We start from the raw sequence: 18,706 nt of genomic DNA on the forward strand, positions 1-18,706 counted from the left end.
TCTCCCACCCCGGCGAGCGGAGGTAGGCATGCCTTTGCATCCCGACGCGCAGGCGATCATCGACCGCACTCCCGCCGTGGAACCGGGCCGACCCGTCGTGCTGGACCCCCAGACCATGCGCGAGCAGTTCCGCACCACGTGGCGGCTGCCCGACGTGCTGCCGGAGGTGGCCGGGGTGCGCGACACCTCGATCCCGGGGCCGGCCGGTGAGATCCCCGTGCGCGTGTACACCCCGGAGGGGGCCGGGCCGTTCCCGGCCTTCGTGTGGTTCCACGGCGGCGGGTGGACGATCGGCAGCCTGGACGAGAACGAGTACGCCTGCCGTACCGTGTGCTCGGGGGCGGGTGTGGTCGTGGTGTCGGTGGACTACCGGCTCGCGCCCGAGAACCCCTACCCCGCCGCGGCCGAGGACTGCTTCGCGGCCGTGCGCTGGGTCCACGAGCACGGCGCGGAGATCGCCGCCGACCCGGGACGGATCGCCGTCGGCGGCGAGAGCGCCGGCGGCAACCTCGCCGCCGTGGCCGCGCTGAAGGCCCGCGACCTGGGCGGTCCGCGGCTGTCGCTGCAGGTGCTGATCTCGCCGGTGCTCGGGCATCCCGACGACGGCCGCGCCTCCTACCGCGACTACGCCGAGGGCTACTTCCTGTCCAGGGCGAGCATGGAGTGGTTCTTCACCCTCTATCCGCGCGATCCCACGAACCTGCGCGACCCCTACCTGCTGCCGCTGCGCGCCGACGACCTGTCGGGGCTGGCCCCCGCGCTGGTGCTGGGGGCGGAGTACGACGTGCTGCGCGACGAGGGCGAGGAGTACGCGGCCCGGCTGCGCGAGGCCGGAGTGGCGGCCGAGGCGGTCCGCTACGACGGGCTGATCCACGGCTTCTTCGGCCTGCTGGCCACCGAGCTGCCCGCCGCGCGCGCGGCGCACGAGCGGGTGGCCGGGGCGCTGCGGACGGCGTTCGGCGGAGGCGGGCGGTGAGCGCCGCCGCTCCGGGCGCGGTGCTCAGCCTGGAGGCGGTCGGCGTCAGGCGGGGCGAGGCCGAGATCGTCCACGAGGTCTCGCTGGAGGTCGAGCCCGGCACGGTGACCGTCGTGCTGGGCTCGAACGGGGCGGGCAAGTCCACGCTCATGGACGGCATCGCCGGCGTCGCCGCCATGTCCGCCGGCACCGTCCGCCTGGGCGGCGCCCCGATCGAGAAGCTGCCCGCCTACCGCAGGGCCCGCGCCGGACTCGGCTACGTCGAGCAGTCCCGCACCGTCTTCCGCGCGCTCACCGTCGAGCAGAACCTGCTCGTCTCGCGCAGCGGGCAGGGCGATCCGGGCCGCGTGTTCACGCTCTTCCCCGAGCTGGAGCGCCGCAGAAACCTCCAGGCCGGGCACCTGTCCGGCGGCGAGCAGCAGATGCTCGTGCTCGGCCGCGCGCTGGTCGCCGACCCCCGGGTCATGCTCATCGACGAGATGTCGATGGGGCTGGCGCCCGTGGTGGTGCGCCGGCTGATGCGGGCGGTGGGCGAGATGGTCGGGCTCGGCATCTCGATCCTGCTGGTCGAGCAGTTCGCGGCGCTGGCGCTGGAGATCGGGACGCGCGCGTACGTGCTGCGCAAGGGCCGGGTCGGCTACGACGGCACCTGCGCGGAGCTGCGACGGGAGCCGGGGCTGCTGCACGAGTCCTACTTCGGGGCGGCGCCGGCATGAGCCCGCGCGGCCTCGCGATCGGACTCGGCCTCGCCGTGGCGGCCTGCGTCGCGGTGCCCGCCCTGTTCTCCGCCCACTGGGTCTTCCTGGCGATCACCGCCGTCGTCGTCTCGGTCATCATGCAGAGCTACGGCGTCATCGTCGGCAGGGCCGGGATGATGTCGCTGTGCCAGATGTCGTTCGCGGCGATCGGCGCGTGGGTGGTGCTCAAGCTCAACCTGCACGACGCGCCCGGCGGGTTCCTGCTCTGGCTGGTGCTGGGCGGGCTGGCGGCGGTCCCGGTGGGCGTGCTGATCGGCCTGCCCGCGCTGCGCATCCGCGGCGTGAACCTGGCCGTGGTCACCTTCGGCTTCGCGGTCTCGACCGACATCGTGCTCAACGCCAACCAGTTCCCCGGCACGGGTGAGCTGAAGACGGTCGTACGGCCCGCGCTGTTCTCCGGCGACCGGGCGTACTTCGTGCTGACCGTGATCGTCTTCTGCGTGGTGGCGATCGGGCTGAGCCTGTTCAACCGGACCCGGCTCGGGATGTCCTGGCTGGAGCTGCGGCACTCCGAGCGGGCCGCGGCCGCGCACGGGGTGTCGGTGGCGCGCAGCAAACTGGCCGCGTTCGCGATCAGCGCGTTCGTCGCGGCGATCGGCGGCGGGCTCATGGCCGGGCAGCTCGGCCTGGTGGTCGCGCAGAACTTCTCCATGGGGCAGTCGCTGGCGTTCTTCGCCGTCGCCATCCTCATCGGGCCGCACCACGTGGACGGCGCGATCATGGGCGGCGTGTTCGGGGCGGTCATGGCCACCGTGCTGGAGCGGCTGCACCTGCCGCAGGACCTGGGCGGCATGCTGTTCGGCGTCTTCGCCGTGCTCGCGCTGCGCTCCGGCGTGAGCCAGACCGACTTCGTCCAGGCGCGCAGGCGGGAGCGGGCCGCGCGGCCACTGCTCGAAGCCCACGCCGGGACGGCGCCCCCACCCGGCAAGCCACCGCCCACCGAGCCAGCACCCACCGGGCCGCCAGCCACCGAGCCAGCACCCACCGGGCCTCCTCCCGGCGCGCCTTCGCCGCCGTCCGGGGCTCCCCTGCTGGTGGTCAGCGGGCTGACCGTGCGTTTCGGCGAGGTCAGCGCGCTGCACGAGGTGGACCTGACCGTGCGCGAGGGCGAGGTGGCCGGGCTCATCGGGCCCAACGGCGCGGGCAAGAGCACGTTCATCGCCGCCGTGACCGGCTTCATCGGCGGCTACCAGGGCTCCATCGCGCTCGCCGGATCCCCGCTGGACGGCCTGCGGCCCGACGTCAGGGCCAGGCGCGGGCTGCGCCGTACCTTCCAGACCACCACGATCCCCGCCGAGCTCACCCAGCACGAGTACCTGACGATCGGCGCCGGTCGCCGCCTGGACCGTGCCGAGGCCGAGGATCTGCTGGGGTTCTTCGGCTGCCCGCCGGCCGAGGTGCCGGTGTCGCTGCTGGACGCCGGGACCAGGCGGCTGCTCGACGTGGCCGCCGCCGTCGCCGCCCGGCCCAGGGTGGCGCTGCTGGACGAGCCCGCCGCCGGGCAGTCGGGCGCGGAGTCGCTGCGCTTCGCCGCCCGGCTGGCCGAGGTGCCCGCCCGATACGGCGTCGCCGTCATGCTGGTCGAGCACGACATGGAACTGGTCACCGCGGCCTGCGCACAGCTCACCGTCCTGGACTTCGGGCGGGTCATCGCCACCGGCCCCACCAGGGACGTCATGGAGGACCCCGCCGTCGTCAACGCCTACCTCGGCATAGCGGCTGCCCCGCTGGCCTGATCTCCCTGAGGAGGAAGCACGCACATGGAGCTTGCACACAGGCTCGCCGCCGCGCTGGGGGTCGCGGCGCTCGCACTGGCCGGATGCGCCGCCGACGGCGGGACCGACGGCCCCATCAAGGTCGGCGCGATCAACGGCATCACGGGCCAGTTCCAGGCGCCCGAGGTGCCCAAGGCCGTGAAGGCCGTCTTCGACGAGGTCAACGCGGCGGGCGGGATCGGCGGCCGGAAGATCGAGTTCATCAGCAAGGACGACGCCATGAACCCGCAGCGCTCGACCGAGGCCGCCGTGGAGCTGATCGAGTCCGAGGGCGTCACGGCCCTGGTCGGCTCCTCCAGCGCTGTGGACTGCGGCCTGAACCGGGCCAAGTACAGCAGCGCGGGCATCGTCTCGATCCCGGCCATCGGCGTCGACCCCGCCTGCTTCACCAGCCCGAACATCGCCCCGGTCAACCCCGGCCCGTACAAGCAGCTCACCGCCGCCCTGTACTTCCTGTCGGAGACGAAGAAGCACGCGAAGGTGTGCGCGTACCTGACGGTGCTGCCCGGCAGCGGCGACGGCATCGAGAACGCCATCAAGGAGTGGTCGACGGTCACGGGCAAGCAGCTGACCGTCAAGGAGACCTCCGTCGGCACGGGCGACCCGACCCCCTACCTGGTCAAGGCCAAGGAGGCGGGCTGCGCGGGCATCCTGTACAACTCGCAGGTGGGGCCGTGGTTCGCGCAGGCCAAGACGCAGGGCATGAGCGCCGTCGACTTCGTCATGCTGGCCAACAGCTACACCGACGCCAACGCGCAGGCGATCCCCGAGGGGCTCAACGTGTACTCGGCCACCGAGTGGCAGCCCTACACCGACGAGACCCTGCCCGGCAACGACAGGTGGGCCAAGATCGTCAGCGCCAACGGGATTCCCAAGACGGCCTTCAGCCAGGGCGCGGTCATGGCCGCCGACGTCTTCGTCCAGGTGCTCAAGGGCATCAAGGGGCCGATCACCCGCGAGTCGGTGACCAAGGCGTTCAAGGAGATGAAGCCGGTGGACTATCCCATGGTCGGCACGCCGTACGTGTTCGGGCCGGGTGAGGCGCACAACCCGGTCGAGGGCGCCAGGTTCGTCAAGGCGGAGAACCGCGCGTGGCGGGTGCTGCCCGAGGGGTTCGTCATCCCCGGCAAGGGCTGAGCGGTGCTGAACTCCCTGATCGCCGGACTGACCAGCGGCGGCGTGTACGCGCTGCTCGGGCTGTGCGTGGTGCTGACCTACCGGCTGGTCGCCGTGGTGAACTTCGCCATGGCGGCCACGGGGGCGGTGGGCGCGTACGTGATGGTCTCGCTGATCGAGGCGGGCACGCACGGCGCGCTCGCGCTGGCGGCGGGGGTCGTGGCGGGGGCCGCGCTGTCGGCGCTGGTCGGCGCGGTGCTCGTGCGGTGGTTCGGCGAGCACAGCGAGCGGACCAAGGCCGCGGTGACGGTCGCGCTGTACGTGGCCATCATGGCGATCGGGCTGCGCGTGTTCGGCAGCGCGACGACGGGCACGCGGCGCTTCCCCGCGCCGCTGGACGGGCCGGCGTTCGTGCTGGGCGACGTCGTGGTGCCGCTGTCCACGCTGGTCTCGCTGGCCTTCGCCGCGCTCATCACGGCCGGGGTGGGGCTGCTGTTCGGCCGGACCCTGCTGGGCCTGCGGCTGCAGGCGCTGTCGGAGCGTCCCACGACCGCGCAGGTGGTCGGCATCGCCGTGCCGCGCCTGGCCATGGCGGTGTGGGCGGTCATCGGCGGGCTCAGCACGCTGGTCATCGTCCTGGTCGCGCCTCGGCTGGGCGGCGACTTCGCCACGCTCGGCAACCTCATCACCACCGCGCTGGCCGTGGCCATGGTGGGCGCGTTCCGCAGCCTGCCGATGACGCTCGCGGGCGGGCTGATCCTCGGCCTGCTGGAGGGCGCCGCCGTCTCGCTGAGCGGCCTGCAGGCCTACCGCGGCGTGGTGCCCTTCCTGGTGATCCTGGTGCTGCTGTGGTGGCGCAGCAGGAACGAGATCTGGGACACCGCCCACACCCGCTGAGAAAGGAACCCGATCGTGCCCGTCCCGACCGCCACCCGCGCCGCCGTGCTCCGCGAGCACGGCGAGCCGCTGGTCATCGAGGAGCTTCCGCTGCCGCAGGAGGTGGAGCCGGGCGCGGCCGTCGTCAGGATCGGCTGCGCCACCCTGTGCGCCACCGACGTGCACATCTGGACCGGCGCGATGGCCTGGCCCGGCATGCTGCCTATGGTGCTCGGCCACGAGATGGCCGGCACGGTCGCCGCCGCCGGGCCGGGAACCCTCGACGCGCTGGGCCGGCCGGTGCGAGCCGGGGACCGGATCGGCTGGTCGGAGTCGACGTGCGGGCACTGCCACGGCTGCACCGTGCTGCGCAGCCCGGTCGCCTGCGCCCAGCGCGGCTACGGGTTCACGCAGCGTGCGGACGCCTGGCCGTACTCCACCTGCGGCCTGGCCGAGTACGCCTACGTCAGGCCGGGCGCGCTCAAGCTCCTGGTGCCCGACGACGTCCCCGACACCTGGGCGGCCGCGGCGGGCTGCGCGGTCAAGACCGTCGTCCACGCCTACGGCAGGGCCGGCGGCGTCCGCCCCGGCGCCGCGGTCGTCGTCCAGGGCGCGGGAGCGCTGGGGCTGGTGGCCACGGCCATGGCCGCCGCCTCGGGGGCGGGCACGGTCATCACCGTCGGCGCCCCGGCGGCCCGGCTGGAGCTGGCCCGCCGCTTCGGCGCCGACGTCGTGATCGGCCTGGACGGCACCCCGGCCGAGCGCCTCGGCCAGGTCATGGAGGCCACCGACGGGCGCGGCGCCGAACTGGTGCTGGACCTGGCCGGCGCGCCGGGCGTGGCGGCGCAGGCCGTCGACATGGCCGCCTGGGGCGGCACGTTCGTGGTCGTCGGCAGCACGGGCCCGCGCCAGGACCCGGTCCCGATGGGCACGATCATGGGCAAGGAACTGCGCGTGCTCGGCTCGCTCAACGGCGACATCGGCGACTACCACCGCGCCCTGGAGTTCCTGCGGGGCTTCCGTACCCGCTTCGGCTGGGACGCCATGTTCGGCGCTCCGGCCGGGCTGGGCGCGGCGACCGCCGCGCTCCGGGCGATGTCCAGGCTCGACGAGGTCAAGGCCGTCATCCATCCGTGGCTACCGTGACGAGGAGTCCGATGCACACCGTTCCCCGCCGCACGATCGGCACGCACGGGCCGCAGGCGTCGGTCCTGTCCCTGGGGTCGTGGCACGTCTACGACCGCATGGACTTCGCCGAGGCCGTCGCGATGGTGCGCCACGCCGCCGACCTGGGCGTCAACCTGTTCGACGTCGGCGTGTACGGCCTGCCGGGGCATCCGCCGGTCTTCACCGACGTGCTGTTCTCAGCCATCGTCCGGGCCGCGGGCCTGGCCAGGGAGGACTACCTGCTGTCGGAGAAGCTGTGGCTGGAGCGCTACCCCGAGCAGCCGCTGCGCGAGCAACTGGAGCACGCGCTGTTCAGGGTCGGCGCCGACCGGGCCGACCTGGTGGTCCTCGGCGACGTCCGGCGCGCCGACCTCGATCTCGAACGGCTGGCCGGCGACCTGGCCGAGCTGGAGCGCGACGGGATGATCGGCTGCTGGGGCGTGAACAACTGGTCGGCGACCGCGATCCGGACGATCGGCGCGCACGCCCTGGCCGCCGGCTCTCCTGGGCCCCAGCTCGCGCAGCTCAAGTACAGCCCGTGCCGCCGCTCGATCCCGGACGGCGAGCCGTTCGCGCCGCTGTTCGCCGAGGGGCTGTCGCTGCAGGCGTCCGACGTGCTGGAGGGCGGCATCCTGGCGGGCCGGACCAGCCCCTCCCGGCAGATCGGCCGCGATCCGGGCGGCGTGCGCGAGCGGATCGTCGAAGCGGCGCCCGGGCTGGCCGAGGCCGCCGCGGGTGTGGGGGCGACCGCGGCCCAGCTCTGCATCGCCTTCGCGCTGTCGCATCCGGCCACGTGCACCGTGCTGTTCGGCGCGAGCAGCACCCGGCAACTGGTGTGCAACGTCGGCGCGCTGGCCGTGCTGGAGCGCGTCGGCGCGGAGCGGATCAGGCAGATCGTGGCGCCGTTCTGGGCCGACCGCGACGCGGTCGACCCCGAGGGGCCCTGATTAGTAGGTGTCGCAGTACGGCCCCGGCGGCACGCCGGGCGCGTGGAACCACATGCACACGACGTCGCCGGGCACCAGCGCCGGCACCGGGTGGTAGGAGCCCTGCAGGTAGGCGGGCGTGGTCATCATGGAGATGGGACCGCCCCTGGAGACCCCGTTGACCGTGGCCCTGACGGAGAGGCCGGAGGGCGGCGGCTTGATCGTGAACACGAACCGCGCCCCGTCCAGGCCCGCGCACACCGGGGCCTCGGGGACGCAGACGGGTCCGGCTGCCTGGGCGGGCGGGGCGGCCAGGACGAAGGCGAGGGACAACGACAAACCCAGAATGATCCGTGCTGCGCTGATGACGCACCCCCTACGGGTCCGCGGGATGACTTCGGGCGTGCCGCTCCGAAGGTAACCCGGCGGGCCGGGCGGGTCCAGGGCCGGCGTCCCGTCCGTGGCGCCGGAGGAACATAACCGGAGATCAACGGCCGCCACCGCACGAAAGTACGCGGTCTCAGCGAGCCTGCTGGGATTTCGCATGGGGCCTATCTACGGTAATGCCGGTGAGCGCGGATCAGGTCCTTGAGGTGGCGACCAAGCTTTTCGCCGAACTGGGTTACGACGAAACGGATATCGGGCTCATCGCACGGGCGGCCGGGGTCGATCCGGCATTCGTCGGCCAGGAGTTCGGCGGAAAGGCCGACCTGTACAAGATGGTGATGCTCCGCGCCGACCAGGCGGAATACGCCGCGATATCGGCGGCGCTGGCCCAGTTCACGGGGACGCCGGAGGCGCTGCACCGGATGGTGGACGCCTATCTGGACTTCTTCGCGGCCCATCCGATGCTGGTCCTGTTGTGGATGCATCGCTGGATGGGCGACGCGGCCGACATTCCGGAACTCGAGGAGGCATACACCCGGCCGCTGCTGGATGAGATTCTCCGGGCCATTTCGCCTCTGCTGCCGCGGGAAGTGGAGGCTCGTTACTTCGTCTGGATGATCGTGTGGTGTGTTTACGGCTTTCTCACCGGCGGCGTGCTCGACCGGCGGCGCAGCGAGCGTACGGTGAAACCGGCGGAGCTCGCGCGCTTCCGCGCCTACCTGCACCAGGTGATCGACCGGCTGATGCGGTGAGCGAGGGGGCCTGGCGGGTGGAGAACCCCCATAGTGTCCACGCCGCAGGCCCCGTCACAGCATAGAGTGATCGGGCGGCTACCGAAGGTGGTTTCAAGCCCTGGCTTCACACAGGGGACAGAATTGGCGCAATGCCGCCATGTGCCAGATGGCGGCGATGGGCTCGCGATCATAACGTGGGATCATGAGCGCTTGGTATGCCATCGACGCCGCCGAGACGGCCGAGCGGCAGCAGGTGGACCCGGCCGTCGGGCTGGGCGGGGCGGAAGCCGTACGGCGCAGGGAGGAACACGGCGCCAACCGGCTGCCCGAGGCCCCTCGCGAGCCGCGCTGGCACGCCTACCTGCGGCAGTTCCAGGATCTGCTGATCCTGACGCTGATCGGCGCGGCCGTGGTGAGCTTCGTGGTGACCCGCGAGTGGGAGACGCCGGCGATCATCGTGCTGGTCGTCATCCTGAACGCGACGATCGGGTTCGTGCAGGAGTCCCGGGCGGAGGCGTCGCTGGAGGCGCTGCGCAAGATGCTCCACACCGAGGCCACCGTGCTGCGCGACGGGGCGGCCATGCGGCTCGACGCGGCCGACCTGGTGCCGGGCGACGTGGTCGACCTGGAGGCGGGCGACCGGGTGCCGGCCGACGGGCGGCTGGTGTCCTCGGCGTCGCTGGAGGTGCAGGAGTCCGCGCTGACCGGCGAGGCGGAGCCCTCGGCCAAGTCCGCCGAGGCGGTCGTGCCGCGGGACGCGCCGCTGGCCGACCGCTCCACCGCGGTGTTCATGAACACGACGGTCACCCGCGGCCACGCCCGCCTGATCGTCACCGCGACCGGCGCCTCGACCGAGATCGGGCAGATCGCCGGGCTCCTCCAGCAGACCAAGCAGGCCCCGACCCCGCTGCAGCGCCAGATCGACGCGCTCGGCAAGACGCTGGCGCTGATCGCGCTCGCGGTGATCGCGGTCGTGTTCGTCCTGGGGCTGCTGCGCGGCCAGCCGCTCGGCGAGCTGTTCATGACCGCCGTCTCGCTGGCGGTGGCCACGGTCCCCGAAGGGCTGCCCGCCGTCGTGGCCTTCACCCTGGCCATGGGTACGGCCCGCCTGGCGAAAAGGGGCGCCATCGTCAAACGGCTGGCCTCGGTCGAGACCCTGGGCAGCACCTCCCAGATCTGCACCGACAAGACCGGCACGCTGACGCTCAACCAGATGACCGCCCGCGAGGTGTACCTGGCCGACCGCCGCTTCACCGTCTCCGGCCAGGGCTACTCGGTGGAGGGCCGCATCCGCAGCACCGACGACGACCCGCCCGACAGCCAGACGCTGCACGCCGCGCTCGTGGCCATGGCGCTGTGCACCGACGCGGTGGCGCGCGCCGCCGACGACGTGGTCGGCGACCCCACCGAGCTGGCGATGGTCGTGCTGGCCGAGAAGGGCGGCGTGGACGTCATGGCGCTGCGCCGCAGGCACCCTCGGATCGCCGAGGTGCCCTTCGACTCCGACGACAAGTTCATGGCCACCTTCCACCGGGAGGACGGCCGGGTGCGCTGCTTCGTCAAGGGCGCGCCCGACGTGCTGGCCGCCCGCGCCGACCGCTACCTGACCGCCGCGGGCCCCCGCCCCTTCGACGCGGCGGCCCGCGAGGAGTACGCCGCCGCCAACGGCGAACTGGCCGAGCAGGGGCTGCGCGTGCTGGCCGTCGGCGTGAAGGACTTCGACGACCTGCCCGAGACCGACGACCTCAAGGCCACGCTCGACGGCATCGTGCTGATGGCGCTGGTCGGCATCGTCGACCCGCCGCGGCCCGAGGCCTCCGCCGCCATCCAGCAGTGCCACGAGGCGGGCGTCCAGGTCCGGATGATCACCGGCGACCACGCCGTCACCGCCGCGGCCATCGCCCGCGAACTGGACATCCCCGGCAAGGCGGTGACCGGCGCCGACCTGGACGAGCTCTCCGACGAGGAACTGGCCAGGCAGCTCCCCGACATCGGGGTGGTGGCCAGGGTCACCCCGCAGCACAAGATCCGGATCGTGCGCGCGCTGCAGGACGACGGCGCCGTGGTGGCGATGACCGGCGACGGCGTCAACGACGCCCCGGCCCTGCGGCGGGCCGACATCGGCGTCGCCATGGGCGTCACCGGGACCGAGGTGAGCAAGGAAGCCGCCACGATGATCCTCACCGACGACAACTTCGCGACCGTGGTCGAGGCGGTGCGCGAGGGGCGCGGCATCTACGCCAACATCGTGAAGTTCACCCGGTTCCAGCTCTCGACGGCGTTCGGGTTCGTGCTCACGTTCCTGGCGGCGTCGATCACCGGGCTGGCGGGCGGCGCGCCGTTCACCGCCGTGCAGATCCTCTTCGTGAACCTCATCATGGACGGCCCGCCGGCGCTGTCGCTCGGCGTCGACCCGGCCGGTCCGGACGTCATGAGCCGCTCGCCGCGCGCGCGGGACGAGCGCATCCTCACCACCGCGCGACTGCTGCGGATCCTGCTGGCCGGCACCACGATGGCCGTGGGGACCCTGCTCGTGCTCGCGCTGGCACCCCAGCCGGTGGCCGCGACGATGGCGTTCGTCACCTTCGTCTTCTTCCAGGTCTTCAACCTGGTCAACGTCCGCAACGACCTGCGCAGCGCCTTCCACCGGGAGACGTTCTCCAACCGCTCGACGTTCGTGGCGATCGGCATCGTGCTCGTGCTGCTGGCGGCCATGGTGGAGTGGCCGGGGCTGCACGACTTCTTCTCCGTCACCAACCTCAGCGCGGCGCAGTGGCTGATCTGCGTGGGGGTGGCGTCGGTGATCCTGTGGCTGGGCGAGCTGGTCAAGATGTTCCTGCGGCGGGCCGGGGCCCGGCCGTAGGGGCGGGCGTCACAGCCAGTTCTCGCGGGCGGCGTGCCAGGCCAGTTGCATCCGGGTCTGGGCGCCGGCCCGCTCCATCAGGTGGGTGATGCGGCGCTGGACGGTCCGCTGCGAGACCTTGAGCTGGGTGGCGATCGACTTGTCGGGGACGCCCGCCAGCAGCAGCGACAGCAGGTAGAGGTGGTCGGCGTCGAGCGGGCTGCCCGGCGTGGTGAGGCTGACCGGGGTGCCGCGCTCCCACAGGCTCTCGAACAGCGCCTTGAGCGCGTCGAGGAGGCTGCTCGGCCGTACCAGGGCGGCGGTGAGCTGGGTCAGGCCGCCGGTGTGCTGGACCAGCGGGAGCACGCCCAGCTCGCCGTCGGCGATCATCATCCGCACCGGCAGCTCGGGCAGCGCCCGCGCGCGTTCCCCGAGCGTCATGCCCTCGGCCAGGTTGACCAGCATGCCGGGCTCCTCCAGCAGGGCCCGCTCGTACAGCACCCGGTAGACCACCCCGCGCCGCAGCGCGGTCAGCTCCTCGGTGTTCTCCTGCGAGCTCATCGCCACGTGCCCGGCCCTGCACAGGCTCACGACCTCGTGCCGGGCGTTGTCCTGCAGCAGCCGCAGTTGCTCGCGCAGCGCCGCCCTGCTGCTGATCACCTCGATGAGCTGGGCGGCCTCGCGCCGCCTGGAGTGCGCCAGGTACTCCCCCGTGAGCTGCTCGACGGCCTGCCGGGCCCGGTCGACCTCCTCCTGGCGCCGGTGCAGGCGCGCCGCGAGCGCGACGTCGGGGGCGACCGCCGTGAACCTGTCGATCTCCCCCGGGACGGCTCGCGCCAGCCCCTTGGCCAGCAACGACCCGAGCGCACCACGGGCCGCCTCGTCCGTCACGCCCAGTTCCCCGGCCAGCTCGCCGACCTCGACCTCGGTGGTCCTGACGAGGAGCCGGTAGGCGGCCTCCTCCTCGGCGCCCAGGCCCGCGGCGCTCAGCACGCCGCCGGGGAGATCCGGCCGGCGATCTCCCACGTTCCGCCATGTCGCGCTTTACGGCCATAGATCGGCACTATGCGGTTCACCTGGCACAGTCTGTTTATTTGGCACAGTCTGTTCACCTGGCACAGTCTAGGGAGCGGCCACCTCCGGCGGGCACCGCTTCCCGTGGTCAGGTGTCGCGCTGGCGGAACAGGCCGTACAGGCCGGAGGCCAGGCACAGGCCGACGATCGCGGCCAGGCGGATCGCGTCCATGCCGCCCGACAGCACGAGCTCACCTGCCGGGTCGATGAGGAAGCCGGTGGCCATCGTCCAGGCCAGCGCCCCGGTCGCGGCGGCGGCGAGCAGGTCGGCGGTGAGGCCGGCGTAGAGGGCGGCGATGAGTCCCACGACGGCGAAGCGGATCTCGACCAGGGCGTGCGGGACCAGTAAAGCGGACACCGCGCAGGCGGCGATGACCACGAAGAACCCGATGCCGATCAGGAGACCGGTCGGGCGCGGGGAGGACAGTTGCGGGCTGCGGAGAAACATGGGCCTCTCAGACGGCGACGAGGAACGGCGTTGATGTTCCTCAACGTACGCCTGAATGCCGCCGTTGGCATCCGGCCCCGCATTGACTTTGGGTCTTGCGCGTTTCCTCATGGGCAGTTAACTATTAGGAAACTTTCTTAAGCATTATCACACCCCCCTAAGGAAGTGAGCAACGTGCGAAGAGTCCTGGCCCCGTTAGCGGCATTGCTGCTGGCCATGGGCGTGCTGGCGGTAGTCCTGCCGTCGGCGGCAACCGCCGCGGCCTGTGCCACGGCGTGGAGTTCGTCCTCCGTCTACAACGGCGGCGCCGTCGTGTCGCACAACGGGCGCAACTGGTCCGCCAAGTGGTGGACCCAGAACGAGACCCCGGGCAGCGCGGCCGTCTGGGCCGACCAGGGAACGTGTACGGGTGGCGGCGGCGGTACGCAGTGCACCTACCCGAACTGGGCGGCGGGTACGTTCTACGCGGTGGGCAGCATCGTCCGCTACACCGACGGCAACCACTACATCGCGGTCCACGAGAACCCCGGATACGACCCGGTGATCAGCCACTGGTACTGGGACCCGTACACCTGCGACGGCGGCCCCGGCCCGACCGACCCGCCGGACCCGGGCGGGTTCGTGGTGAGCCAGGCGCAGTTCAATCAGATGTTCCCGAGCCGGAACTCCTTCTACACCTACAGCGGCCTGACCGCGGCCCTGAGCGCCTACCCCGCCTTCGCCAAGACGGGCAGCGACACGGTGCGCAAGCAGGAGGCCGCGGCCTTCCTGGCCAACGTCCACCACGAGAGCGGCGGCCTCGTCTACATCGTGGAGCAGAACACCGCCAACTACCCGACCTACTGCGACGCGAGCCGCCCCTACGGCTGCCCCGCCGGGCAGGCCGCCTACTACGGCCGCGGCCCGATCCAGCTGAGCTGGAACTTCAACTACAAGACCGCGGGTGACGCGCTCGGCCTGCCGTTGCTGACCAACCCGTGGCTGGTGCAGCAGGACGCGTCCGTGGCGTGGAAGACGGCGATCTGGTACTGGATGACCCAGACCGGTCCCGGCACCATGACGCCGCACAGCGCGATGGTCAACAGCCGCGGCTTCGGCGAGACCATCCGCAGCATCAACGGCGCCCGGGAGTGCAACGGCGGCAACCCCGCCCAGGTCCAGAGCCGGATCAACTCCTACCAGCGCTTCACCCAGATCCTCGGCGTCACCCCCGGCGGCAACCTGTCCTGCTAGGGCCCGCACCCCGCCTCCGCGCCGTCCGTCCCCCCCGGTGGGACGGCGCGGAGGCCATGGCCAGGGTGAGGGCGCCGGCCTCTACTGCTCGTACGGCGCCGGCGGCTCCAGCGACGCGCACCCCGCGAAGACCCGCTTCTCCGCGGCGGAGCCCGGCTTGACCTGCTTGAACCCGGCCGGCTTGGCCTCCTTGCCGATCGGCTGCCAGACACCGCCCTTCTGCAGGCACGTCGCCCACGCGGCGAACTTGGCGTCCTCCTCGGGCGAGGCGGGCTCGTGGCCGCCCAGGATGACCGAGTCCCACTCCTTGCACGCCTTCATGGCGGCGTCGAGCTTCGCCTGGGTGACCTTGGATACGGCGCTCGTGTCGAGGTCCTGGCCCTTGACCGGGTCGGGGATGTCGATGCCGTTGTCCCGCATGCACCCGGCGAACTTCACCGCGCTGTCGTGCCAGCTCGGCTTGGCGGCGGCGGACTCCACGGCCGCGGGGGGCTGGCCCGCCGTGCTGGCGAAGCTCTGCGCTCCGCAGGCCGCGCTCAGCGCCAGCGCGGGCAGGGCGGCCATGACGGCCAGACGTCGCCTGTTGATGATCACTGATTTCCTCCCATAGGTGGGGCTGCTGACTGCCCCTGAGACTCTGGCGCGGCGACATGAGCGACCCGTCAGCGCGATGTCATGAACGTGTAATAGCTCCCGAGTCCGGACAAAGCGCACGTCAAAGCGGCCGATACTGGAACGCATGGCTCGCGTGTTGCTGATCGAGGACGACCCGGCCGTCAGGGACGGCCTGACGCTCGCCCTGAAGGGCCGCGACCACGAAGTCGAGGCGGCCGCCTCCGGCGAGGAGGGCCTGGAACGGCTGGCCGGGTTCGCCGCCGACGTGGTCGTGCTCGACCTCATGCTGCCCGGCATCGACGGGTTCGAGGTCTGCCGGAGGATCCGCGCGGGCTCCGCCACCTCGATCGTGATGCTGAGCGCGCGGGGCGACGACTTCGACGTGGTCGGCGGGCTGGAGGCGGGCGCCGACGACTACGTGGTCAAGCCGGTGCGCCCGCAGGTGCTGGAGGCCAGGATCAGGGCGGTGCTGCGCCGTACCGAGAGCGTGCCGGCGCCCGTGGAGACCTACGGCGCGCTACGCGTCGACCGGGCCTCGCTGACCGTGTACCGGGACGGGCGCAAGGTCGCGCTGCCGCCGATGGAGCTGCGGCTGCTGCTGCACCTGTCGGCGGCGCCCGGGCGGGTGTTCAGCAGGCAGCAGTTGCTGGAGTCGGTGTGGGAGCACGACTATCTGGGCGACTCCCGGCTCGTGGACGCCTGCGTGCAGCGGCTGCGCGCCAAGATCGAGGACGTGCCGGCCGAGCCGCTGTACGTGCAGACCGTGCGCAAGTTCGGCTACCGGTTCGGGCCGGTATGACCTGGCTGCGGGGCCTGCGGGCCCGGCTCGTGATCACGTTCGTGCTGGTCGGCGGGGTGAGCGCGGTGGCCGCGGCCGGGCTCACCTACCTCAAGGCGCGCCAGAACCTGGTGGCGGGCGCGCAGGACCGGCTGCTCGACGACTTCAGGAACCGGGTGCTGCTGCTGTCGCGCGACGTCGTGCTGCCCGCCGACGACCAGGAGCTGGCCCTGCTGGCCGAGGACCTCGAGGTGGGCGACCGCAGGGTGTACGTGGTCAGGGACGGCGCCGTGCCCGGCGACGCCCGCGTCACCGCCGCGCTGCGCCAGGCGGTGGCGAGCCGGCCGGAGCTGGTCTGGCAGCGGGTCAGCCGGGACGGCGTGCCGTACCTGGTGGGTGGGAGCAGGGTCATGCTGCGCGCGGGCGGCACGCCGTCCGGGATCACCGTCTACCTCGTCGAGTCGCTCGCGCAGGCCGCCGCCGACGAGGCGGCCGTGCTGCGCGCGGCGCAGACCGCGGCGGCGCCGGTCGTGCTGGTGGCGGTGCTGGCCGGGCTGCTGGCCGCGCGCGGCGTGCTGCGCCCGGTCGCCGACCTGGACCGCGCCGCGCGCAACCTCGGCGAGGGGCGGCTGGAGACGCGGCTGCCGGTGCGCGGCGGCGACGAGCTGGCCCGGCTGGCCGGGCGCTTCAACGAGACCGCCGCCGCGCTGGAACGCTCGGTCGGCGAGCTGCGCGAGATGGAGGCCAGGTCGCGCAGGTTCGTGGCGGACGTCTCGCACGAGCTGCGCACCCCGCTGGCCGCCGCCACCGCCGTCACCGACGTGCTCGAATCCCGCGCCGACCGGCTCGACGCCGACGCCGCCACCGCGGCCAGGATGGCCGGCGCCGAGATCGCCCGGCTCACCCGGCTCGTGGACGACCTGATGGAGATCTCCCGGTTCGACGCGGGCGCGGCCGTCCTCAACATCAACGAGGTGGACGCGGGCCCCGCCGTCGCCGCCTGCCTGCGCACGCGCGGCTGGAGCGGCGCGGTCACCGCCGACCTGCCCGAGGGCGTCCACCTCCCGGTGGACCCGCGGCGCCTGGACGTCATCGTCGCCAACCTCGTCGGCAACGCGCTGCGCCACGGCGCGCCCCCGGTCACGCTCACGCTGCGGGCCGACCCGCGCACGGTCACCCTCCGGGTCGCCGACCACGGCCCCGGCCTGCCCGAGGACGTCCTGCCGCACGTGTTCGACCGCTTCTACAAGGCCGACGCCGCCCGCGCCCGCTCCGAGGGCAGCGGCCTGGGCCTCGCCATCGCCCGCGAGAACGCCCGGCTGCACGGCGGCGACCTCACCGTCGCCCCCGGCCCCGGCGCCGTCTTCACCCTCACGCTGCCACGGACCCGACCGTGAGCGCCCGCCCCCTGCTCCCGCTGCTGCTCCTTCTGCTCGCCGGTACGGCCTGCGGCACCGGACCCACCGGCGTGGTCGGCGCCGGCGAACCGGCCCGAGGGTTCACCGAGGGCACCCGGCTGTACTTCGTCCGGGACGGCGTCCTGGTCTCCGCCGGCCGGCCCGAGGGCCCGCTGGCCGCCGCCGAGGCGGTCGAACTGCTGACCGGCGGCCCCACCGCCAGGGAACGCGAGCGCGGTTTCGGCACCGCCCTGCCCAAGAACCTGGCCGTGCGGGTGAGCGCGGACGGCTTCGTGCTGGACAAGGGCTCGTCGACGCTGGTCGGCGGCAGGTGGCTGCCGCCGGTCTCCCGCCTGTCACGCCCGGCCACCGGCCAGCTCGTCTGCACGATCGCCGCCGCCACCGCCGCGGGGCGCGGGGTGGACGTGGACGCGGTGCGGGTGACCGTACCGGACGGGGGCGCGGCGCGCTGCGCGGACTACCGCTGAGAGCCGCCGTGCTGGACACAGGCGCGCGTCCATGGTCATCGTTGGCGGCATGCGACAGGAAGAGATCTGGGACGAGGAGGCCGCGCGCCGCTACGACACGCCGGGCACCGGCATGTTCGCGCCCGAGGTCCTGCAGCCGGCCGTGGACCGGCTCGCCGAGCTGGCCGGCGGCGGGCGGGCGCTGGAGTTCGCGATCGGGACGGGCCGGGTGGCGCTGCCGCTGGCCGAGCGGGGGGTGCCGGTCACCGGCATCGAGCTGTCGCGGCCGATGATCGACCGGTTGCGGACGAAGGCGGACGAGGCGGCCATCCCCGTGGTCGCCGGGGACATGTCCGCCGCTACTGCGCCCGGCGAGTACACGCTCGTCTACCTCGTCTACAACACGATCTCCAACCTGCTCACCCAGGCCGGGCAGGTGGCCTGCTTCCGCAACGCCGCCCGCCACCTGGGGCCGGGCGGCCGGTTCGTGATCGAGCTGTGGGTGCCGGAGCTGCGCTCGCTGCCGCCCGGCAAGCAGGCGACCGTGTGGCACAGCGAGCCGGGCTACATCGGCCTGGACACCTACGACGTGCTGGGCCAGCAGGTCGTCTCCCATCACTTCAGGTTCGGCGAGGACGGGCAGGCGCGGCTGTTCCGCAGCCCGCACCGCTACATCTGGCCGAGTGAGCTCGACCTGATGGGGCAGCTCGCGGGGTTCGAGCTGGAGAGCAGGCACGCCGACTGGTCGGGCGCCGAGTTCACCGCCGAGTCCCGCTCCCACGTCTCGGTCTACCGCCTCCCCTCCCAGCCCCACCGGACCTCACCTCGGTGACCACCCCGCTTGCCGCGGCGCACATCCACCACCCGGATCCTGGCCGGGGTTTCTATGGGGGCGTGCCGATCGAGTCGTACGCTGGAGGGGTGGAGACGGGCCGCTGTTACGGGTGCAAGCGCGAGTTCGACTTCGATCCGGCGGAGGTCGAGACGTTCCTGGTCGATCCGGAGACCGGCCTGCCGCCCGGCCTGACCGTCTTAGCCTCCCTGCGACCGGCCACGCCCGAGGCCGTGGCCAGGTCGGTGGACCTGCCGGTCTGCCCGGACTGCATCGAGAAGGCGAAGCGGTTCACCTTCTAGGTA

19 protein-coding genes are annotated in these 18,706 nt (G+C 72.6%); 15 read left to right on the plus strand and 4 right to left on the minus strand.

Annotated elements, in window-relative coordinates; all coding sequences use genetic code 11:
- Positions 1 to 28 precede the first annotated feature (28 nt).
- The 7 genes from ACIBEJ_RS37355 to ACIBEJ_RS37385 are packed head-to-tail and all read left to right on the plus strand — an operon-like array spanning position 29 to position 7,615.
- The gene (locus ACIBEJ_RS37355) at positions 29 to 976 is read left to right on the plus strand and encodes an alpha/beta hydrolase (RefSeq protein WP_397187652.1); all 948 of its coding nucleotides are present in this window, start codon (positions 29 to 31) and stop codon (positions 974 to 976) included.
- Complete coding sequence (locus tag ACIBEJ_RS37360; protein WP_397187653.1) at positions 973 to 1,692, plus strand: ABC transporter ATP-binding protein; 720 nt, start codon at positions 973 to 975, stop codon at positions 1,690 to 1,692. Before ACIBEJ_RS37355 ends, ACIBEJ_RS37360 begins: the two co-directional genes overlap by 4 nt.
- A complete protein-coding gene (locus ACIBEJ_RS37365) occupies positions 1,689 to 3,470 on the plus strand; it encodes an ATP-binding cassette domain-containing protein (RefSeq protein WP_397187654.1) in 1,782 nt (593 codons plus the stop codon). Before ACIBEJ_RS37360 ends, ACIBEJ_RS37365 begins: the two co-directional genes overlap by 4 nt.
- 24 nt (positions 3,471 to 3,494) lie before the next feature.
- A complete protein-coding gene (locus ACIBEJ_RS37370) occupies positions 3,495 to 4,646 on the plus strand; it encodes an ABC transporter substrate-binding protein (protein WP_397187655.1) in 1,152 nt (383 codons plus the stop codon).
- Positions 4,647 to 4,649: 3 nt separating this feature from the next.
- Complete coding sequence (locus ACIBEJ_RS37375; protein WP_397187656.1) at positions 4,650 to 5,522, plus strand: branched-chain amino acid ABC transporter permease; 873 nt, start codon at positions 4,650 to 4,652, stop codon at positions 5,520 to 5,522.
- 15 nt (positions 5,523 to 5,537) lie between these two features.
- A complete protein-coding gene (locus ACIBEJ_RS37380) occupies positions 5,538 to 6,647 on the plus strand; it encodes a zinc-binding dehydrogenase (protein WP_397187657.1) in 1,110 nt (369 codons plus the stop codon).
- 11 nt (positions 6,648 to 6,658) lie between these two features.
- Positions 6,659 to 7,615, plus strand: coding sequence for an aldo/keto reductase (locus ACIBEJ_RS37385; protein ID WP_397187658.1), 957 nt, complete (start codon positions 6,659 to 6,661; stop codon positions 7,613 to 7,615).
- Here ACIBEJ_RS37385 and ACIBEJ_RS37390 read toward each other — a convergent pair whose 3' ends face one another.
- Complete coding sequence (locus tag ACIBEJ_RS37390) at positions 7,616 to 7,933, minus strand: hypothetical protein (protein WP_397187659.1); 318 nt, start codon at positions 7,931 to 7,933, stop codon at positions 7,616 to 7,618.
- A 230-nt stretch (positions 7,934 to 8,163) separates the two neighbouring features.
- Between ACIBEJ_RS37390 and ACIBEJ_RS37395 the strand changes: the two genes are divergently transcribed.
- Both ACIBEJ_RS37395 and ACIBEJ_RS37400 read left to right on the plus strand, forming a co-directional pair.
- Positions 8,164 to 8,733, plus strand: coding sequence for a TetR/AcrR family transcriptional regulator (locus ACIBEJ_RS37395; protein WP_397187660.1), 570 nt, complete (start codon positions 8,164 to 8,166; stop codon positions 8,731 to 8,733).
- A gap of 184 nt (positions 8,734 to 8,917) precedes the next feature.
- Entirely contained in the window at positions 8,918 to 11,578 is a 2,661-nt protein-coding gene (locus ACIBEJ_RS37400) for a calcium-translocating P-type ATPase, PMCA-type (protein WP_397187661.1), read from the plus strand.
- Between the two features lie 9 nt (positions 11,579 to 11,587).
- Here ACIBEJ_RS37400 and ACIBEJ_RS37405 read toward each other — a convergent pair whose 3' ends face one another.
- Positions 11,588 to 12,583: a LuxR C-terminal-related transcriptional regulator gene (locus ACIBEJ_RS37405; protein WP_397187662.1), complete on the minus strand. Its 996-nt coding sequence runs from the start codon at positions 12,581 to 12,583 to the stop codon at positions 11,588 to 11,590.
- 136 nt (positions 12,584 to 12,719) lie between these two features.
- Positions 12,720 to 13,079 (minus strand): hypothetical protein, encoded by a 360-nt coding sequence (locus ACIBEJ_RS37410; RefSeq protein WP_397187663.1) that lies wholly within the window; start codon positions 13,077 to 13,079, stop codon positions 12,720 to 12,722.
- Positions 13,080 to 13,253: 174 nt separating this feature from the next.
- Here ACIBEJ_RS37410 and ACIBEJ_RS37415 point away from each other — a divergent pair, with 174 nt between their 5' ends.
- Positions 13,254 to 14,312, plus strand: coding sequence for a glycoside hydrolase family 19 protein (locus ACIBEJ_RS37415; RefSeq protein ID WP_397187664.1), 1,059 nt, complete (start codon positions 13,254 to 13,256; stop codon positions 14,310 to 14,312).
- A gap of 81 nt (positions 14,313 to 14,393) precedes the next feature.
- Here ACIBEJ_RS37415 and ACIBEJ_RS37420 read toward each other — a convergent pair whose 3' ends face one another.
- Positions 14,394 to 14,906, minus strand: a complete 513-nt coding sequence (locus ACIBEJ_RS37420; protein WP_397187665.1) for a hypothetical protein — start codon at positions 14,904 to 14,906, stop codon at positions 14,394 to 14,396.
- Between the two features lie 145 nt (positions 14,907 to 15,051).
- Here ACIBEJ_RS37420 and ACIBEJ_RS37425 point away from each other — a divergent pair, with 145 nt between their 5' ends.
- The 5 genes from ACIBEJ_RS37425 to ACIBEJ_RS37445 are packed head-to-tail and all read left to right on the plus strand — an operon-like array spanning position 15,052 to position 18,703.
- Positions 15,052 to 15,726 carry a response regulator gene (locus tag ACIBEJ_RS37425; RefSeq protein ID WP_397187666.1) on the plus strand — a complete coding sequence of 225 codons (675 nt, stop codon included), beginning with the start codon at positions 15,052 to 15,054 and terminating at the stop codon, positions 15,724 to 15,726.
- Positions 15,723 to 17,102: an ATP-binding protein gene (locus ACIBEJ_RS37430; RefSeq protein WP_397187667.1), complete on the plus strand. Its 1,380-nt coding sequence runs from the start codon at positions 15,723 to 15,725 to the stop codon at positions 17,100 to 17,102. The genes ACIBEJ_RS37425 and ACIBEJ_RS37430 overlap by 4 nt, the downstream gene beginning before the upstream one ends.
- Positions 17,099 to 17,590: a hypothetical protein gene (locus ACIBEJ_RS37435; protein WP_397187668.1), complete on the plus strand. Its 492-nt coding sequence runs from the start codon at positions 17,099 to 17,101 to the stop codon at positions 17,588 to 17,590. Before ACIBEJ_RS37430 ends, ACIBEJ_RS37435 begins: the two co-directional genes overlap by 4 nt.
- 49 nt (positions 17,591 to 17,639) lie before the next feature.
- Positions 17,640 to 18,401 carry a class I SAM-dependent methyltransferase gene (locus ACIBEJ_RS37440; protein WP_397187669.1) on the plus strand — a complete coding sequence of 254 codons (762 nt, stop codon included), beginning with the start codon at positions 17,640 to 17,642 and terminating at the stop codon, positions 18,399 to 18,401.
- Positions 18,398 to 18,703 carry a hypothetical protein gene (locus tag ACIBEJ_RS37445; RefSeq protein ID WP_397187670.1) on the plus strand — a complete coding sequence of 102 codons (306 nt, stop codon included), beginning with the start codon at positions 18,398 to 18,400 and terminating at the stop codon, positions 18,701 to 18,703. The genes ACIBEJ_RS37440 and ACIBEJ_RS37445 overlap by 4 nt, the downstream gene beginning before the upstream one ends.
- The last annotated feature ends 3 nt before the right edge of the window (positions 18,704 to 18,706 follow it).

The sequence above is a fragment of the Nonomuraea sp. NPDC050790 genome, from assembly GCF_044456745.1.
Lineage (GTDB): Bacteria > Actinomycetota > Actinomycetes > Streptosporangiales > Streptosporangiaceae > Nonomuraea.